Below are 19,046 nucleotides of genomic sequence, written 5' to 3' on the forward strand. Positions count from 1 at the left end.
CCATCCGCAATGTTAGCTTCTGAGGGACTTCTGTATTAGAGAATAACTCAACTCTAAATCAGAGATTAGGCACCGATCTTGTATTAATCCCTCATCGTATGCTGACTTCGCTTCGGATATTCGTTCTTCGCAATATTGCAAAATCGTTGGATTATATTCGTACCTGTAGTTTATTAAGGACTTGACCATATCAGGTTCAGAGACAGTCACTTCCGCTAATGAACGGTCTCTCACAAATACGGGGAATGAAGTTTTACCGTAACGCACATACGGATTACAACCTATAGATAACAGAGCGCGGAATTCGAGGTCTGATCCTTCTGCCGCCACTGCCATGAGCGGAGTCCAACTCCAATGTGTTCTGACCTCCAATTTCGCCCCCGCGTCTTTCAAAAGCCGCGCAATTTCAAATGTTGAAGATTCATCGTGCTGGTAATACGGTTCGTAAAACATATGCAATGCAGTATATCCATCCGATGTCCTTGCATTGGCATTGGCCCCGCACTCCAGCAGGCGCCGTACGATATCCGAATCGCGTCCCTCTTGCGCAACAGCTGCCATTAAGGGTGTATAGCCTTCACCATCTGACACGGTTGCCAATTCTGGCGCCTCTGAAAGGATGGACAGTACGTGATCTTTACTCTCAAGGTAAACTGTATCGATAAATTTTCGGGCGGGTTGCATCATATAGAAGCTAACGTTTGATATAACTGGCTGGCTGCAGCGGGATCAGGGCTTGCAATCCAGCCTGGCAAGCAGAATACACTTCTTCGGCTGGTATTAGGTTCAAGCCGGCTAAGCTGAAAACATGACCTCGCCGGTTCATTCAAGCCGTCTTGCTATGTCACCCGGGTTTCCTTCATAACTGCCAACAGAACAAGAGTATGTAGTCCAGCCGCCTTCTGCCCATTCCTGCCATGAACCATTACCATTCTTTATATCTATTCCTGTAAACAATTGCTCATCGCCTCCCCCTGAGGTTCTGAGAATGTACATTTTATTTTGCGAATAAAATGAAATTTCATAATTAAATATATCTTTACTATCATCAATGGGATTGTGATGATAATTACTCTGGCTACTGAAATCTGATAATGCCCCACCTTTATCGCTTGGATATATAACGCTAGGTTTCCCTTTTTTTCCTAATCTGAATTGTAACGTTTCATTGCCATCGCTTTCATTGGAACATAGAGATGCTACCTCGTTTATGCCTTCAATTGAACATGAAAAGTACGTAACTTCATCCGGATGGCAATGAGAATAGAAGTCTGACGCATTTGTTAAAGAAGAAAATAAACATAAGATTGAAAAGTGGCCGGCCCTGTCATAACGTACCGATCGAACTGACATATCTAATATTTCTCCAATTTTTATATGCCTAATGTTGAGTTCAGGGACCGCCGGAGATAGAAACCGGAGAGTACCAGCAAGCGCTGCTTGCCGGCGGCCCCTTGGAACGAGATGTTAGGGGTTAGCAAGATCAACCTTAGACATTGGGATGGCGCTTTCCATGACGATCTTTAACGCCAAGGCTGGATCAATGACGCTCTTCCCTGCTTCAATGGCTTCCTGAATTGCAAGACCATAAAGAATTGGCCAGTCGGCCGGATTCGGGCAGAACAGCTTCACGGTTGGAAATAGCGCCGGCCAAATAGCCAAGTAGCTAATGGGGGTGTCACTCGCCCTATGGTTTTCAGGGACGCGAGGAATGCCGAACTGGTCGCCGCCCAACACGGATGATGTGTGTTGAAAAATTTCATTGAGGTCAGGCAGTTGTTTGGCGCCTGCATGTTGCGCCGCTCCACCGGCCAAGCCCCAAACTGAATACTGAGAGCCTGCAAGGGCATTGTTTAATGGGTCGCCAAAAAAGTACCGTTTGCCATCTTTAGAATCAAGGATTTGAAATGCGGCTGTTTCGGGCAAGCCCTTCGCCAGGGCTTGAGCCCGAAGACTGGCTTGGCACGAGTAGCCGGCTAAAGCACCCAGAGCGCAGAGGAGGGACTCGATATGTACTCCCTTCTCGCTTTTCATGCCATTGAGCAGGAGCTGGAAAACCTCTTTTGCGCCTAGCTTCGCGCCAATCAAAGGATCTTCCTGGCTTCGTTCTCGAATTGCGTGAATCAAAGCCTCCGTTTTTGGGTCTAATTGAAGTGTGTTTTGCTCAGATGATTTTGAATCCGGCAACTTGTCAAATATTTTCTTAGACATTTTTATAGCTCCAAATTGGAAGAGAAAAAATGGTGCAAGCATACGAGACTGTGAAAGAATTCATTTTTTAGCCCAATTAATAACTAACCACAGAGGACACAGAGAGCACAGAGTTTTTAATGCATTGAATTAATTAACATTATTTTCTCTGTGTCCTCTGTGCTCTCTGTGGTGAATCACTTTTTAACTTGGCAGGAATAATACTTTCACACTCTCATACGAAACTCCTAACAGTTAAAGTAACCGGTACCGAGCCAGAGGCGAGTGAACCCAAAAGTGTAGCTTTTGGGTGTTCGGTTAACTGAGGCGTTAGGTGTAACCATTAGTTTATGCTCGTGGCAAGACTGCCAACAAATGATCTGCCCAATTTTTCACTGGCAGAAATTTTATATTTTAGCTCTTTGTCTGAGGTGAGAACTGTGGCGATAAAAAGGCTCGCGCCTGCCACTGCCCCAGGCGCCGAATTAATCCTGAGATTGTGCCCATTGGGTAGCCATTCAATGAAAGTTACTGATACCACACCGATAACGAATGTTATCAGCCAAATAAGCCAATATTTGTTGTATGTAACAAGCTCGGACATGAATACACCTAACATGATATACACGACATTGTTTACCCAATAATCTGTCTCAAGTGTCGTATAATCATTCTTAATTGAAACTATGTCTTTGTTAATAATAATTAAATACGACTCAACGCGACCAGTCTGCAATAAGCACGACATCTTTTCAGGCCAGAAATTACTGGATCAAGTGCAGGATAAGATTTGTTTAAAGAAACTATAGTCTAATTACTAAAAACAGCTATGTTTCCTGGATTAAATAACTCATTTCTATTTAGAAGAGACCATCTTGGTAAAATGAGCGTTGCGGAAGCGGAGTTTTTTAAATCTATCTTGCCAACTAAGCGGCATACCTCCAGTCCGACTCAGAACAAGCGCTATCGATGGTTATCACAGTAGTGCTGACGGTTTTATCCGCATATCCCTCTGCCATAAACCACGAAGAAAACAAGAAACTTCGTGTTCTCTGTGCCCTTCGTGGTTGATTAATCAATCTGCTGAGCTTGGTCTCAGCCCTGCTCCAGAGCAAGACGCTTAACTGCCTGTCTGACCAGTTCGCTCAGTTCACTGCCATCTTCCCGGTAGTACTGGATGATTTCCTTGCGCATTCTTGGTTCCCAGGATTTTCGCAGGTGGTCGAAAATGCCATCTACCGCGGCTTCCTTGTCGGGGTCGGAATTAAAAAAGTTGCCAATGTCATTGGCCATTTTTATCAGTCTTGCTGTGTGGTGCATGGTTATTTCAATAAGGTAGGGTAAGTCGTGTGGGTTAAACGTTCGGTATGGGTATAGACGACATGCTGGTCGTTGCGTGCGAAGCCGACCAGCGTCAGGCCGTTGTCTTCGGCCAGGCGGATCGCAAGGCCGGTCGGGGCGGAGATAGCCGCCAGCAGCGTGATGCCGACAGTCGCGGCTTTCTGGACTAGTTCATAACTGGCGCGGCTGGTCATGATCAAAAAGCCGTCGGCCGGATTCTTGCCGGCGCGCAGCAGGAGTCCGATCAGCTTATCCAGTGCGTTATGACGGCCGACATCCTCGCGCACATGCTGTATGCCTTGTTCCGGCACAACCCAGGCGGCCGCATGGACCGCGCCGGTCAGCTGGTTCAGCGTCTGCCGCTCGCGGAGCTGGGCCAGTGCATTGCAAAGCTCCGTTGCCGTCACGGCCAGGCGGCCGCTCACGGGGGCGGTGGGGCGTATGGCCTGATCCAGATTGTTGGAACCGCACAAACCACAGCCGGTGCGTCCGGTCAGGTTACGTCCTTTATCAGCCAAGCAGCTAAAGCGCTGCTCGGTGATCCTGATGCGTACTTCGATGCCGTTGGAGCGCTGGTACACGCGCGTTGAAAGCACTTCATCCGCCCGCTGCACAATGCCCTCGGTGATGCTGAAACCGAGGGCAAAGTCTTCCAGATCTGTCGGTGTCGCCAGCATAACGACATGCGGCATGCCGTTATAGATCAGCGATACCGGCGCTTCCTCGGCGATATAATCTAACTGCCGGGAATAACTATTGCCCTTCCAGCGCTCAACGGTACTCTGTTGATAACTGGGCCATCCCAATTCCAGATTTGAAGGCAACGTTTGCATGGTCCGTCCCCGTTACTAATGCTGGGATGCTTTATCCAGCAATTGCAACTGTTCTTCGGTAAAGTCCTGGTAGCTGCGCTGCCATTCCGAAGTCTGGCTGACTTTGGAGACCTGTACCGCCGTGACCTTGTACTCTGGGCAGTTGGTTGCCCAGTCCGAGTTGTCGGTGGTGATAACGTTGGCGCCTGATTCCGGGAAATGGAAAGTCGTATAGACGACACCGGGCTGGACGCGGTCCGTAATCAAGGCACGCAGCACAGTCTCGCCCGCACGGCTCTTAATGCCGACCCAGTCGCCATCGTTGATACCGCGGTCTTCGGCGTCATGCGGATGGATTTCCAGGCGGTCTTCGGCATGCCAGGCGACGTTGTCGGTACGGCGCGTTTGCGCACCCACGTTGTATTGCGACAGGATACGTCCGGTGGTCAGAATCAGCGGGAACTGCTGGTTCGTACGTTCCTGTGTCTGCACATATTCGGTCACCATGAACCGGCCCTTGCCGCGCAGGAATTCATGTTCGTGCATGGTCGGTGTGCCTTCCGGCGCTTCGTCATTGCACGGCCATTGTACGCTGCCCATCTGGTCGATTTTTTCGTAACTGACGCCGGTGAAGCTGGGTGTCAGTCTTGCGATTTCGTCCATGATCTCGGACGGATGACTGTAGTTCATCGGGTAACCCATGGCATTGGACAGCAGTTGTGTAACCTCCCAGTCCTGATAACCAGCCAATGGCGCCATGACCTGACGCACGGGCGAGATACGGCGTTCGGCGTTCGTAAACGTGCCGTTCTTTTCCAGGAAGGACGAGCCAGGCAGGAACACGTGCGCAAACTTGGCCGTTTCGTTCAGGAACAAATCCTGTACGATCACGCATTCCATCGCGCGTAGGGCCGCGTGCACGTGCTTAATGTCCGGATCTGATTGCGCGATGTCTTCACCTTCGACATACAAACCTCTGAAGCTGCCGTCCAGTGCCGCATCGAACATGTTCGGAATACGCAGACCCGGTTCGGATTCCAGCGTAACACCCCAGTTTTGTTCAAATAACTGCCGCGTTGCCGTGTCGGATACATGGCGGTAGCCGGGGAATTCATGCGGGAATGAACCCATGTCGCACGAACCCTGTACGTTGTTCTGGCCGCGCAACGGGTTGACGCCGACGCCGATGCGTCCCAGGTTGCCTGTGGCCATGGCCAGGTTGGCGATGCCGATAACCATGGTCGAGCCTTGGCTATGTTCAGTTACGCCCAGTCCATAGTAGATCGCGCCGTTGCGAGCCTGAGCATACTGTCTGGCTGCGGCCCGGACATCGGCAGCCGGTACGCCGGTTATGGCTTCGGATGCTTCAGGCGAGTTGTGTTCTTCGGCGACGAAATTTTTCCATTTGTTGAAGGAAACGATATCGCAGCGCTCTTGAACGAATGCCTCATCAACCAGGCCTTCAGTGACCACGACGTGGCCCAGAGCGTTGATCAATGCCACGTTGGTGCTGGGGCGCAGTTTCAAGTGATGGCTGGCTTTGACATGCGGGCTCTTGACCAGATCGATCTCGCGCGGATCAGCTACGATCAGCTTGGCGCCCTGGCGCAGGCGTTTTTTCATTTGCGAGCCGAACACGGGATGGCCGTCAGTCGGGTTGGCGCCGATAACCATGATGACATCGGCCTGCATGACTGAATCGAAATTCTGCGTACCGGACGATTCACCAAAGGTTTGCTTCAAGCCGTAGCCGGTAGGGGAATGGCACACGCGCGCGCAGGTATCGACGTTGTTGTTGCCGAAGCCGGCACGTATCAGTTTCTGTACGAGATAGGTTTCTTCGTTCGTGCAGCGTGACGAGGTAATGCCGCCGACCGCATCTTTGCCATAATTGGCCTGGATGCGTTTCAGTTCGGAGGCGGCGTAGTTGATTGCCTCTTCCCAGCTGACTTCCTGCCATGGATCCTTAATGCTTTTGCGGATCATCGGTTTGGTAATGCGGTCTTTGTGTGTCGCATAACCAAACGCGAAGCGGCCCTTGACGCAGGAATGGCCGTGGTTGGCCTTGCCGTCTTTGTCGGGGACCATGCGGATAACCTTGTCGCCTTTCATTTCGGCTCTGAACGAGCAGCCGACGCCGCAATAAGCGCAGGTCGTGACGACGGCGTGCTCAGGCTGGCCGTGTTCGATGACGGATTTTTCCATCAGTGTCGCGGTCGGGCAGGCCTGTACGCAGGCGCCGCAGGAGACGCATTCGGAATCCATGAAAGCCTGGTTCTGGCTCGGCGAGACTTTGCTGTCGAAGCCGCGCCCGTCCAGCGTCAGGGCGAATGTGCCCTGGGTTTCCTCACAGGCTCTGACGCAACGCGAGCATACGATGCATTTGCTGGGATCGAAGCTGAAATAAGGGTTGCTGTTGTCTTTCTCGGCTTTCAGGTGAGTTTTGACCGGGTTGTAGCGCACTTCGCGCAGGCCAACCGCACCGGCCATGTCCTGCAGTTCGCAATCGCCGTTCGATGAACAGGTCAGACAGTCCAGCGGGTGATCGGAGATATACAACTCCATGACGCCGCGGCGCAGATCGGCCAGCTTGTCGTTCTGCGTGGTGATCTTCATGCCGTCGGCGCAGGGCGTCGTGCACGAGGCCGGATAGCCGCGACCGCCTTCCACCTGAACCAGGCATAAGCGGCAGGAACCGAACGGCTCCAGGCTGTCGGTCGCGCACAGTTTAGGAATTTCAATACCGATAGAGGAAGCCGCACGCATGACAGAGGTGCCGGCCGGCACTGTGGCCTTGAAACCGTCGATTTCCAGTGTGACCAATTGGTCACACTGGCTGGCTGGAGTGCCAAAATCTTTTTCGAATTTAGACATAGTCTTCTCCTTAAATGGGTTAGGCCGCGTTCGCTTTATCATGATCCCCGAAATCTTCAGGGAAATGATTCAGCGCGCTCAGTACCGGATAAGGTGTCATTCCTCCCAAAGCGCAGAGGGAACCGTTCAGCAGCGTGTCGCAAAGATCGCGCAGCAGCGGAATATTTTTGCTTAGGTCGTCACCCTTGATGATGTCATCCATGAGCTCTGTGCCGCGCGTGGAGCCGATGCGGCACGGCGTGCATTTGCCGCAGGATTCGATCGCGCAGAATTCCATGCTGTAGCGCGCCATTTCGGCCATGTTGACCGTATCGTCAAACGCGACGATGCCGCCATGACCCAGGACAGCCCAGATGGCTGAGAACGCTTCGTAATCGAGCGGCGTATCGAATTGTGATTCAGGCATGTAGGAGCCTAAAGGGCCTCCGACCTGCACGGCCCGAATCGGACGTCCTGATGCCGAGCCGCCGCCGAAGTCGTACAGCAGTTCGCGCAAGGTCAGGCCGAATGCGCTCTCAACGAGGCCTGCGTGTTTGATGTTGCCCGACAGCTGGATCGGCAGCGTGCCGCGCGAGCGGCCCATGCCGAAGTCGCGGTAATAGTCGCCGCCCTTATCCAGTATGATTGGCACGGAAGCCAGTGAAATGACGTTGTTCACGACGGTCGGCTTGCCGAACAGGCCGCTGATGGCCGGCAGTGGCGGCTTGAAGCGCACCAGGCCGCGTTTGCCTTCCAGACTTTCCATCAATGAAGTTTCTTCGCCGCAGACATAGGCGCCGGCGCCCAGGCGGACTTCCAGATGGAAGCTGTGGCCGCTGCCCAGAATGTTGTCGCCGAGGTAGCCTGCTTCATAGGCTGCCGCGATGGCCGCGTTCAGGGTTTGTTCGGCATGGGGGTATTCGATGCGCAGATAAATGTAACCCTGCGTGGCGCCTACACCGAGGCCGGCAATCGTCATGCCTTCGATCAGCACGAACGGGTCGCCTTCCATGATCATGCGGTCAGAGAAAGTGCCGGAATCGCCTTCGTCGGCATTGCAGATGATGTACTTTTGGTCAGCGGGTGTATTCAGCACCGTGTTCCATTTGATGCCGGTAGGGAACGCTGCACCTCCGCGGCCGCGCAAACCGGAGTCGGTGACGTGCTTGACGATATCGGAGCTGTTCATAGCTAACGCATTTTTTAGGCCGCGGTAACCGTCGTGCTGGAGATAATCGTTCAGGCTGGTCGGGTCCGTGATGCCGACGCGGGCAAACGTCAGGCGCTGCTGGCGCTTGAAGTAGTCAAGTTCCTCAGTGAGGCCGAGATTCAGCGCATGTGCGCCGCCATTCAGGAAATTGGCATCGAAAAGACTTTCGACATCGTTTTTTTGAACCGGTCCGAAAGCTACGCGGCCTGCTGCCGTTGCTACTTCAACCATTGGTTCCAGCCAATACATGCCACGCGAGCCGTTGCGCACGATGTTGACAGCCAGCCCCCGTTGTTGGGCTTGTTTTGAGATAGCCGCAGCGACCTGGTCGGCGCCCATGGAAACGGCGCAGGAATCGTTCGGTACATAAACGGTGATGCTCATAAGGAAGTCTCCAATTCGTTGACGATCTCGTCAAAGCGGTCGCCGGTGACGCGGCCGTAAACGGAGTCATCGATTTGCATGGACGGAGAACGGGCGCACAGGCCGAGACAATACACAGGCTCTAGAGAAAACTTTCCGTCGGCTGTGGTTTCATGAAAGTCGATGCCGAGCTTGCTTTTGATATGGCTCTCCAACTGCTTGCTGCCCATGGCCTGACAGGATTCGGCGCGGCAGACATGCACGGTGTGCTTGCCGGGCGGCGTATCGCGGAAATAATGATAAAAACTGACGACGCCATGCACTTCGGCACGGGAAAGATTCAGTGCTTTGGCAATTTCTGGAATGCTATCGGCAGGAATGTAACCTAGCGCGTCCTGCACGCTATGTAAAATCGGTAAAAGCGCTCCAGGCTTGTCTTTTAAAGAGGCGATAGCGTTCCGTACCGCTTCTTGTTTACCGTTAAGGTCTGTCATATTGGTCTCGCTGTGTTGCTTTTCGTCTCGGAAAATGATCGCAAGAATAGCATGTTTTGGACTCTGAGTAAAAAACAAATAGAAGTAACAAATTGTGCAATTTCATTGTGGTTTTAGGTTTATTACCGTAACAATTCTGCAAGATATAGATACTTTTGCTGCGCAATAGATCCTTGCATATGTGAAATAAATCCTTATATACAGGCTAAAGATTATTAGTAATAAAGTTCAGCACCGGCTTTAGACAGGTGAATAGTAACTATGAAAATAAAACATAATTTTGCATAATCAACAGAGTTTCAGTCCTTATCGGTTGAATTACCGGCGCAGGCAACCTCGTTATGATGTTTCATCAATATTTAATAAATAACTGAGAGGATAAGTGCTTGCCTGAAAGATGATCCTGCATGAGGTCGCGGAATATTATAAAGAATCAAAGAATGCAAGATTTACGATTTAATCGCGCAAAAGCCGATGCCGGTATTGCCATGGGCGTTTATAGCCAGGCAATTGCGCTGGACTTCATACCGCGGGCAACCAAGCGTTTCGACCTGGGTATGCGCAGGCGTGATTGTTTCGCGCCGCCGATTCAAGCCTTGTTCGCACTGAGCCGTTCTAAAGCTCTTGTCGAAAAGGCTGAGGAGCTGGGTGCTGACGATATCAAGGGTCTGGGCAATATCATTGTAATATGTGATAGATTCAAATTTACAGGGCGTAAAGTCTCTTAATAGAGGACAGCTTTTTGCCCGTCCGGAATTTATAAAATTATCAGGATCGAATTATGAGCCAAAGAAAATTATCGTTACAGGAGCAGCTGTTAAAATCGGGCCTGACGACCGATGCCAAGGCCAAACAGATCCGCTCGGAAAAACGCAAGCAGCAGCGGCAAAACAACGCCGGCGGCGAAGATGAAGCCAGGCGTCTGGCGCAGAAAGCCAGAGAGGAGCAGGCGGCCCGCGATCGCGAGCTCAGTCTGTTGAGAAAAGAGCAGGCGGAGCAAAAAGAGATCGCCGCTCAAATCAAGCAGTTGATCGACCTGAACCGAAAGGATCAGGATGATGACGGCATTGCTTACAAATTCAGTGACAACAATAAGGTCAAGAGCGTGTATGTATCGGAAATCATGCGCGATCAGATCAGCAACGGCCGCCTGGCTATCGTGAAATGGGAGCAGCAGTACGAAGTCGTTCCGGCCGATGTCGCGCTAAAAATAAAAGCACGCAATGAAAGTTGCGTGCTGGTGCTGAACGATCATATTGAAGAAAAAATCGATGACGCCTATGCGGCTTACCAGGTGCCTGATGATTTGATCTGGTAGTCGTGTAGGGATGCATCGCATATCTTTTTCAGGTTTGCCGATTCTGAAAAGGTACGCGATGCGAACCCTACAATTGATCTATTTGCTTAAGTTGGCGCTTTCCTGCTTGACCAGCTGGTTCATGACTTCAATCATCTTTTCATGCGAGCCGGCTAAAGGGCCGTTGGTTTTGTATTTGCCGTTGATGACAATGGCCGGCACGCCGGTTATGCCGTAACGGGCTGCGATCGCTCCGGCCTGGCGCATTTTCGTATCAACCAGAAATGAATTGTAAGCGGTGCGGAATTGCGCTTCATCGACGCCATGCGCGACAAAGAACTTGGCTAGCTGGTCTTCGTCTTCAAGTTTTTGTTTTTTAACTTGGATAGCATCAAAAAAGTCGGCGTGCACTTTGTCGACCACGCCCAGCGCCTCGGCCGTGAAATAAGCCTTGGCATGTTTGCCCCAAAGGCTGCTGAAAACGGCCGGCTGGCGGATGAATTCGACGTTGGCGGGCTGACTTTTTACCCATTTTGCCAGCAGCGGTTCAAAGTCATAGCAATGCGGACAGCCGTACCAGAAGAACTCGATGACTTCCACTTTGGCCGGATTGTTGGTCGGTTGTGCCGGCGACAGGGTTTCATAGCCGGCCGACTCGGCTTTTAATAACGTGGAGCATGAAAACAGCAGGATCAAAAGGCCGGTTGGGATGATTTTTTTTAGCATGATTTATAGTTCTCCATAAGAATGTAATCCGGACAAAAACATATTGACGCCAAGGAACGCGAAAAGCGTGACGAAAAAGCCAATGATAGCCCACCAGGCCATCGGTCTGCCATTCCAGCCTTTGGTCAGACGCATGTGCAGCCAGGCTGCATAATTAAGCCAGACGATTAAGGCCCAGGTTTCCTTGGGGTCCCAGGACCAGTAGCCGCCCCATGCTTCCGCCGCCCATAAGGCACCGAGTATAGTGGCCAGCGTGAAAAAAGCAAAGCCGAGGGCGATGGCTTTGTACATGACGTCTTCCAGCAAAGACAGCGCCGGCAGGCGTGTGGCGACCAAACCGTGCGGATTTCCGGTTTCGGCGCCGGATTTCAGAATGAACACGACGCCGATCATGGCGGCCAATGAGAACGAACCGTAGCCGATAAAGTTGGCGGGCACGTGGATTTTCATCCAGTAACTGTTCAGCGCAGGTACCAGCGGCTGGATTTCATGAGCCTGTTTGTCGAACGTGTACCACAGTAGAAAGCCTACCGCGGCGCTGATAACGAGCAACACAAAGCCGCCCAGGGAGCGCGTTCTGTAGCGCTGCTCGTAATACAGGTACAGCAGCGCCGTGATGATCGAGAACAGAATGAACACCTCATACAGGTTGCTGACCGGGATATGGCCGATATCGACGCCCATCAAATACGATTCGCGCCAGCGCACCATCAGGCCGATCATGCCCAGTGTCGTGGCCGACCAGGCCAGGTTGCCAGCCACCTTGCCGGTGAATTCATTGCCCGAAAACAAGTGGCCGAAGTAAGTCACGGTCGCCATCACATACAGCGCGCTCATCCACATGATGGCCGACTGGCTGGACAGCAGGTATTTGAGGAAGAAATTCGTATCGGCGGCCGAAAGCGCCATGCCGTAGCGCGAGATGGCGAACAGACTGAGGCCGGCGACGGCCAGGGTAAAGGTTCTCAGCGAAGGCCAGAACCAGCCCAGCCAGACTGTCATCAGGCCGGTGCCGAGCAGGATGGCGATTTCGAATCCATCCATCAAATGCCGGTACTGGCTGAAGGCGAATACGGTGCCGGCCATGACCAGCAGTGCCCAGGTCCAGTCAAAGAGCGAGCGCTGTTTTAAAAAGCTGTCTGCTCTGAATTCTTGATCTAAAAGATTTTCCATAGCGGTATGCGGGTATTGGTTATAGATGAGATCCGGCTGGATCAGGTTAGCTTTTGGGTCAGGTCTTGCCTGATAAGTTCAAACTCCCTGTCGAAGTCATAACGGTTGCGCAGGGCGCTGCCGGCCAGGGTTAGTGACGATTTTTCGCCTTCGGGTTTGATGATCACCCAGAGCCGGCGCTGCGGCAGGTAGAACATGAAGAACACGCCGACGGCGAGCAGCAGGCAGCCCGGAAACACCAGCCACTGGCCCGGCGAACGTGTGAGTTGCAGGCCTGTCGCTTCGATGTGCTTGAAGCTGTTCAGCGTCACCAAGACCGGTGAGCCATACTGATAGGCGACGCTAAGGGCATTGACGGCATTCTCAAAGAAGCGCATGTCGAAATCGCTGACCGGCTGGGTAGCGTCCATGCCCTCCTGTTCCAGCACCGATAAATAGACGTTTATCAGGAATTGATGCAGTACCGTGGCATAAAGCTCGGCGACCTGTTTACGCTGGGCTTCCGGCACCGATTTTTCAATCTGGGCCGAGATGCGCTCGTTGCCGCCCTCGGTGAACTGCCGGCTGAGGGCGATCATGAATTCGGCGACTTTTTGCTGTTCGGCAGCCGGCAAATTTTTGCTGTTTTCGGTGGATTGTGCCGTAGCTGTGGCGACCTGGTTGAGTCGGCCCGGATTGTTCAGCGCCGCCAGAAAGTTCAAAAAGCGGTCCGGGCGTTTGTCCGCACCGGCCGGAATGAACCAGTATTGAAACGGCTCGGCCGGCGAGCGGCGCATGCCGCTGAGGTAAAAGTAGGCGCCGTCCTGCTCAACAGGCTGCATATAGTTCAGATATTCATAGGCCACGCCGTTGGCTTTGCGCAACTTAAACTGAAAGCTGGGCCCGATATTGCGGAATTTCTTGACGCCGGTCGGGTCCGGATTGACGTTGAACGGACGGAAGTCGGCGATTTCCAGCGACAGCTCGCCGGCAGCGGTTCTGATCGGATGCGCTTCCTTGACCGCCGCCTCGATTTCCTGCGCCTTGCTGTCTGCGCCGGTCAAGGGGTGCAGGGCCAGCTTCAGCAGCGATCCGCCGTCGCCGAAGCTGTTCTGGTAGATCGTATAGCCCTTGTAGCTGAATGGATGATTGACCGAGATGGTCTGCCTGATCGGCGCGCTTAAGTTTTTGTCGATAATGGTCAGGTCGCTTTCGAATGACTTGGGCTGGCCGCTTTCGTAATGCTCGATGCGAAAATCGTCGACGCGGATCGTAAACGGCAGCTTTTGCACGAGGTAGCCGTCCTTGAAATCGATGAAGGCAATGTTGGCGGCTTTGCCCTCGGTAATGTCGATGTTGGCGCGGAAAGACAGGTTGTCAGCCGGCAGCGCGCTTTTTTCGGGCACTTCGCTGGCCGGGATTCTGCGTGTCTCGACCGCGATATCGCCGCGCATCTGCGCGATTTTTAGCGGCACATTGCCATCCAGTAGGCCCCCTATGCAGATGATGATGATCGCGACATGCGTGAAAATGTAACCCAGGCGGCTGCCGGCGCCTTTCTTGGCCGCGATCAGCAGGCCGCCCTTCGTATCGAGCTGTTTGATCTTGTACCGCTTGTGTCTGAGCAAGGCACTGACATAATCAATACTGTGCTTGAGCGGCTGGCCGCTTTGCCATTGGGCATGATGAGCCAGTCGCTGCAATGCACTCTGGTGCGCATGTTCATGGAAATTGCGCATGTCCCTGAGCATGTGCGGCGTGTTGCGGTACACGCAGACGCTGGTTGAAATGACCAGAAACGTCAGAATCGTTAAGAACCAGCTGGAAGAGTAAACGTCATACAGATCCAGCGTCTTGAAGATTTCAAACCAGAACGGGCCGAATTTCAGCACGTAATCGGCATAGGGCTGGTTCTGCTTCAGGACCGTGCCGATGACGGCGGCAATGGCCACGGCCACCAACAGCGTGATGGCCAGGTTCATGGAGCCCAAAAAGCGGAAAAGAGTACGGGATAGGGACTGGGATGCGCTAACGGAAGACATTGATTTATGGGGTAACTATCACATCCCGTATACAGGGATGTCTGGTAAATACTGGAAGTTCGGTAGGCCGGGTTGGTAAACCCGGCATTTCGAAGCCGTCTGTGCGGGGTTTACGCTAAAGCTCCAACCCCGCCTACATCGGCGCCGGTTTCATCCGCAAACCGGGAAGCTATTTTTTAGCCAAAACCTTAATGGCAGTGATGCTGTTATTTCATCATGGAAATACGATAAGAAACGGCTTTGATTTCCTCATCGGTCATTTTTTTGGCGATCATGTGCATCATGTTGTCCGGATTGTTGCTGCGGGCGCCGGATTTAAAGTCTTTGAGCGCTTTGATCAGATAATCGGCATGCTGGGACTTCAACGCAGGAAATGCCGCCGGCTTGTTGCCTTCGCCGAAAGGACCGTGGCAGGCGATACAGGCGGAGACTTTCCGCTTCAGGTCGCCGTTGCGGTAAAGATCGCTGCCTTGGGCGATCAGGGCTTGAACGGGGTCTTCTTTCTTTTCGGTTTCCGCAGCGGGTTCCTCATCTTCATCGTCTTCGTCCGGAACCGGCAATTGGTTTGCTGAAATTCTGCGGGAGGCATAGTAGGCGGCAATGTCGGCCATGTCTTCTTCGCTCAGGGGCATCGCCATCGGTGACATCACCGGATCCTTGCGCGTACCGTCCTTGAAATCCTTGAGCTGTCTTTCCAGATAGGATTCATGCTGCTGGGCAAGTTTGGGGAATGTTGATACCATGCTGTTGCCGTCCTCTCCATGACAACTGGCACAGGCGGCCGCTTTTTCTTGTCCTGCTTTAATAGAGCCTTCGGCATGTACGATACTTGTAGCGCCCCCGGTAAACGCCAGAGCCATTGAGAATGCCAGCAATTTTTTCTTCATCAGGTTCCCCTTCGGAATAAAGTCATCATTTATGGTAGCCTTTATAGTTATTGGTCGGCTACTTAACAGTCGAATTCTACTCTAATTAACAAGCTTAAGCGAGGCAACGATGAATCCCATTTATCATCAGGCAAAATTTATCAACAGCTCGCCGCATATCCGCAATGCGCCTGCCGATCAGGGCCTGGAAGTGGCCTTTGCAGGGCGCTCCAATGCGGGGAAGTCGAGCGCGATCAATACTCTGACGCGACAAAACGCATTGGCCCGGATCAGTAAAACGCCGGGCAGAACGCAGATGCTCAATTTTTTCGAAATCAATGCCGAGCTGCGTTTCGTCGACTTGCCCGGTTACGGTTATGCCAAAGTGCCGGTGGACGTGAAGAAAAAGTGGCATGAGCTGATGGAACATTATTTGACGCACCGCAAGTCATTGTGCGGCATCATTCTGGTTATGGACGTGCGTCATCCCTTGACCGAATTCGATTGGCAGATGGTCGAATGGTGCCAGCATGCCGGCCTGCCGCTGCATATCTTGCTGACCAAAGCCGACAAACTGACTTACGGTGCCGCTAAAAATACGCTGCTGCAGGTCAAGAGAGAGCTTAAGGATATCAGTTGTCCGCTGACGATACAGCTGTTCTCATCCTTGAAGAAAACCGGCATCGATGAAGTGCATGAGGCGCTGGACAATCTGTTCAGACGCGCGGAACCCGATCAAAGCGAGATTTCAATGCCTTCCTGAGCCAATAATAACCCGAAGCCGGTATCGGAGGTGAACCGCAACACTTTCTGCCCGATTTGCGGACCGGCGTTAAAAAGAAAGCCCCAAATGCACATAAGCATGTTGGGGCTTGAAAGAAAAATCAGCCAATAATAAAGGGGGGGATTGGACTGATTCGACGCCGTTTTAAGGCGTACGTCACTAAGACGTATATGAAAATGAAAAGTTCCACTCAAATTAAATTTATTAATGCGCCTCGTCCCAATTGTTGCCAATACCGATATCGACAACCAGTGGCACGTTGAGATCGGCGGCTGAGCACATCAGTTTCCTAATGCCGGACGTGCAGAGGTCCAGTTGATCTTCGGCGACTTCAAAAACCAGCTCATCATGTACCTGCATGATCATCTTGGCGTCGGGCTTTTGCTGTTGCAGCCATTGATCGGTGAAGATCATCGCGCGCTTGATGATGTCTGCGGCCGTGCCCTGCATCGGCGCATTGATGGCCGTGCGTTCGGCATACTGGCGGCGCGCCGCGTTGCGCGATTTGATTTCGGGCAGATACAGGCGGCGGCTGAACAGGGTTTCCACGTAACCCTGTTCCCGTGCCAGCGCGCGGATGTTGTCCATGTAATCCCTGACGCCCGGATAACGGGCAAAGTACAAGTCGATATAGGACTGCGCCTGGTTGCGCGACAAGCCGAGCTGCTGCGCCAGCCCGAACGAGGACATGCCGTAAATGAGCCCGAAATTGATCGCTTTGGCCGAGCGGCGCAGGTCGGGGGTGACCTGGTCGGGCGCTACGCCGAACACGTCGGCCGCGGTCGCGCGGTGCACGTCCTCGCCGGCGCTGAAGGCTTTCAGCAGGCCGGCGTCATTGGACAAGTGCGCCATGATGCGCAACTCGATCTGCGAGTAATCGGCTGCGACGATGTTATAGCCTTTCGGCGCGATAAACGCCTGACGGATTTTGCGGCCTTCATCGCTGCGTATCGGGATGTTCTGCAGATTGGGGTCCGAGGACGACAGCCGGCCTGTCGCGGTCACGGCCTGATGATAGGATGTATGGATGCGGCCGGTTTTATCGTCGACCTGTTGCGGCAGTTTGTCGGTATAGGTCGATTTGAGCTTGCTGAGGCTGCGGTATTCGAGAATCAGCTTGGGCAGCGGGTAGTCCAGGGCCAGTTCCTGCAGCACCGATTCTTCGGTGGACGGCTGGCCTTTCGGCGTTTTCTTCAGCACGGGCAATTTCTGGCGATCATAGAGGATGTTCTGGATTTGCTGCGGCGAGCCGAGATTGAACGTTTGTCCTGCCAGGTCGTGGGCACGCTGCTCCAGCGCTACCATATGACTGGCCAGTTCCAGGCTGTGCTGCGCCAGCATGGCGGTGTCGATCAGCACGCCGTTGCGCTCGATGCGCGCCAGCACGCTGATCAGCGGGATTTCGACATGCGAGTATAGATTCATCAACGCCTTGTTCGGAGCAAGTTTTGCCATGAGCACCTGATGCAGTTTCAGCGTAATGTCGGCATCTTCGGCCGCATACGGCGTGGCCTGTTCCAGCGGCACTTCCTGAAACGGAATCTGTTTCGCGCCCTTGCCGGCCACATCCTCGTAATGAATCGTGTCTACACTTAAGTATTCCTTGGCCAGATCGTCCATATTGTGTTTCGTGGCCGTGCTGTTCAGCACGTACGATTCCAGCATCGTGTCATGGGCGATGCCGCGCAGTGTGATGCCGTGGTTGGCCAGCACATGCATATCATATTTCAGGTTCTGGCCCAATTTGGCTTTATGCGGGTCTTCCAGCAACGGACGCAGGCGTTCCAGAATGTCGGTTCTGTCCAGCTGATCGGGTACACCGGGATAGTCGTGTGCCAGCGGCACATAAGCGGCGTGGCCTGGCGTGACGACGAAGGAGACGCCGACGATTTCGGCCTGGCTGTAGTCCAGGCTGGTGGTTTCGGTGTCAAAGGCGAACAGCGGCGCCTGATCGAGCTGCTCAAACCATTGATTGAACTGCTCTTCGGTAAGAACGGTTTCATAAACCGCTTCCGGTGCGGCCTCTTTCTCTTCAGGCGTATCCAGGGCCTCGGGTTGGCTGTCGAGCATTTTCAGCCACGATGAAAAGCCGAGCCCGGTCAGCAGATTTCTGAGTTCGGCTTTGTCCGCGGGCCGGCGTTTCAGGTCTTCCAGATGGTATGGCAGGTCCAGATCGCATTTGATCGTCGTAAGCTGCTTCGATAACGGCAGCTGATCCAGGCTGGCGCGCAGGTTCTCGCCGATCTTGCCCTTGATCTGATCGGCACAGGCGATCAGGTTTTCCAGTGTTTCGTACTCTTCCAGCCATTTGGCCGCCGTTTTGGGGCCGACTTTGGGCACGCCGGGGATGTTGTCGACGGTATCGCCGATCAGAGCCAGATAATCGACGATCTGCTCAGGCCTTACGCCGAACTTGTCGATGACGCCCTGAATGTCAAGCCGTACATTAGACATGGTGTTGTCCAGAGTGATGTGCTCGGTCACCAGTTGGGCCATGTCCTTGTCGCCGGTCGAGATCACCACATGAAATCCTTGCCGCTCGGCCTGTTGCGCCAGGGCGCCCATGATGTCATCGGCTTCCACGCCGTTTTCGATGATCAACGGCAGGCCCATGGCGCGGATCAGCTGATGCAGCGGCTCGATCTGTATGCGTAGATCGTCGGGCATGGGCGGCCTGTGCGCTTTGTATTGGTCGTAAAGGTCATTGCGGAAGGTTTTGCCCGGCGCATCAAAAATGACCGTGATGTAGTCGCTTTGGTAATCGTCGATCAGTTTGCGCAGCATGTTCGAAACGCCGAGGATCGCATTGGTCGGTTCGCCTTTCGCATTAGTTAGCGGCGGAAGGGCATGGTAGGCACGGAACAGGAACGAGGAACCATCGACGAGGATCAGGCGTTTTTGTGTGTCTTGGGGCAT

Annotated in this window: 17 protein-coding genes; 3 read left to right on the top strand and 14 right to left on the bottom strand. The window is 53.1% G+C overall.

What is annotated here, in order from left to right; translation table 11 throughout:
- Positions 1–12 precede the first annotated feature (12 nt).
- The 9 genes from METLU_RS26895 to METLU_RS0118310 form a co-directional block, all read right to left on the bottom strand.
- A complete protein-coding gene (locus METLU_RS26895; protein WP_027159488.1) occupies positions 13–687 on the bottom strand; it encodes an ankyrin repeat domain-containing protein in 675 nt (224 codons plus the stop codon).
- Between the two features lie 135 nt (positions 688–822).
- Positions 823–1,353, bottom strand: a complete 531-nt coding sequence (locus METLU_RS28060) for a hypothetical protein (RefSeq protein WP_155920623.1) — start codon at positions 1,351–1,353, stop codon at positions 823–825.
- 114 nt (positions 1,354–1,467) lie between these two features.
- The gene (locus METLU_RS25805) at positions 1,468–2,211 is read right to left on the bottom strand and encodes a hypothetical protein (protein ID WP_155920625.1); all 744 of its coding nucleotides are present in this window, start codon (positions 2,209–2,211) and stop codon (positions 1,468–1,470) included.
- A 322-nt stretch (positions 2,212–2,533) separates the two neighbouring features.
- Entirely contained in the window at positions 2,534–2,794 is a 261-nt protein-coding gene (locus METLU_RS28775) for a hypothetical protein (protein WP_155920627.1), read from the bottom strand.
- 491 nt (positions 2,795–3,285) lie between these two features.
- Positions 3,286–3,510: a formate dehydrogenase subunit delta gene (locus tag METLU_RS0118290; RefSeq protein ID WP_231383649.1), complete on the bottom strand. Its 225-nt coding sequence runs from the start codon at positions 3,508–3,510 to the stop codon at positions 3,286–3,288.
- A 2-nt stretch (positions 3,511–3,512) separates the two neighbouring features.
- Positions 3,513–4,364, bottom strand: a complete 852-nt coding sequence (gene fdhD, locus METLU_RS0118295; RefSeq protein WP_027159491.1) for a formate dehydrogenase accessory sulfurtransferase FdhD — start codon at positions 4,362–4,364, stop codon at positions 3,513–3,515.
- Positions 4,365–4,379: 15 nt separating this feature from the next.
- Positions 4,380–7,217, bottom strand: a complete 2,838-nt coding sequence (gene fdhF, locus METLU_RS0118300; RefSeq protein ID WP_027159492.1) for a formate dehydrogenase subunit alpha — start codon at positions 7,215–7,217, stop codon at positions 4,380–4,382.
- A gap of 19 nt (positions 7,218–7,236) precedes the next feature.
- The gene (locus METLU_RS0118305; protein ID WP_027159493.1) at positions 7,237–8,790 is read right to left on the bottom strand and encodes a formate dehydrogenase beta subunit; all 1,554 of its coding nucleotides are present in this window, start codon (positions 8,788–8,790) and stop codon (positions 7,237–7,239) included.
- On the bottom strand, positions 8,787–9,263 hold the full coding sequence (locus METLU_RS0118310) for a formate dehydrogenase subunit gamma (protein WP_027159494.1): 477 nt from the start codon (positions 9,261–9,263) through the stop codon (positions 8,787–8,789). Before METLU_RS0118310 ends, METLU_RS0118305 begins: the two co-directional genes overlap by 4 nt.
- Before the next feature lie 440 nt (positions 9,264–9,703).
- On the opposite strand from METLU_RS0118310, the gene METLU_RS0118315 reads away from it, so the two are divergent.
- On the top strand, positions 9,704–9,991 hold the full coding sequence (locus tag METLU_RS0118315) for a substrate-binding domain-containing protein (protein ID WP_027159495.1): 288 nt from the start codon (positions 9,704–9,706) through the stop codon (positions 9,989–9,991).
- 53 nt (positions 9,992–10,044) lie between these two features.
- Complete coding sequence (locus METLU_RS0118320) at positions 10,045–10,581, top strand: DUF2058 domain-containing protein (protein WP_027159496.1); 537 nt, start codon at positions 10,045–10,047, stop codon at positions 10,579–10,581.
- 78 nt (positions 10,582–10,659) lie between these two features.
- Here the strand turns inward: METLU_RS0118320 and METLU_RS0118325 are convergent, their stop codons facing one another.
- The 4 genes from METLU_RS0118325 to METLU_RS0118340 all read right to left on the bottom strand — a co-directional run bounded on the left by METLU_RS0118325 (position 10,660) and on the right by METLU_RS0118340 (position 15,367).
- Positions 10,660–11,286 carry a thiol:disulfide interchange protein DsbA/DsbL gene (locus METLU_RS0118325; protein WP_027159497.1) on the bottom strand — a complete coding sequence of 209 codons (627 nt, stop codon included), beginning with the start codon at positions 11,284–11,286 and terminating at the stop codon, positions 10,660–10,662.
- Positions 11,287–11,289: 3 nt separating this feature from the next.
- Complete coding sequence (gene ccsB, locus METLU_RS0118330) at positions 11,290–12,459, bottom strand: c-type cytochrome biogenesis protein CcsB (protein WP_027159498.1); 1,170 nt, start codon at positions 12,457–12,459, stop codon at positions 11,290–11,292.
- Between the two features lie 41 nt (positions 12,460–12,500).
- Positions 12,501–14,420, bottom strand: coding sequence for a cytochrome c biogenesis protein ResB (locus METLU_RS0118335; RefSeq protein WP_196806562.1), 1,920 nt, complete (start codon positions 14,418–14,420; stop codon positions 12,501–12,503).
- Between the two features lie 266 nt (positions 14,421–14,686).
- Entirely contained in the window at positions 14,687–15,367 is a 681-nt protein-coding gene (locus METLU_RS0118340; protein WP_027159500.1) for a c-type cytochrome, read from the bottom strand.
- Positions 15,368–15,476: 109 nt separating this feature from the next.
- Between METLU_RS0118340 and yihA the strand changes: the two genes are divergently transcribed.
- The gene (gene yihA, locus METLU_RS0118345; protein ID WP_027159501.1) at positions 15,477–16,109 is read left to right on the top strand and encodes a ribosome biogenesis GTP-binding protein YihA/YsxC; all 633 of its coding nucleotides are present in this window, start codon (positions 15,477–15,479) and stop codon (positions 16,107–16,109) included.
- A 225-nt stretch (positions 16,110–16,334) separates the two neighbouring features.
- Here the strand turns inward: yihA and polA are convergent, their stop codons facing one another.
- Positions 16,335–19,046, bottom strand: a complete 2,712-nt coding sequence (gene polA / locus METLU_RS0118350) for a DNA polymerase I (RefSeq protein ID WP_027159502.1) — start codon at positions 19,044–19,046, stop codon at positions 16,335–16,337.

Source organism: Methylobacter luteus IMV-B-3098 (genome assembly GCF_000427625.1).
GTDB classification, from domain to species: domain Bacteria; phylum Pseudomonadota; class Gammaproteobacteria; order Methylococcales; family Methylomonadaceae; genus Methylobacter; species Methylobacter luteus.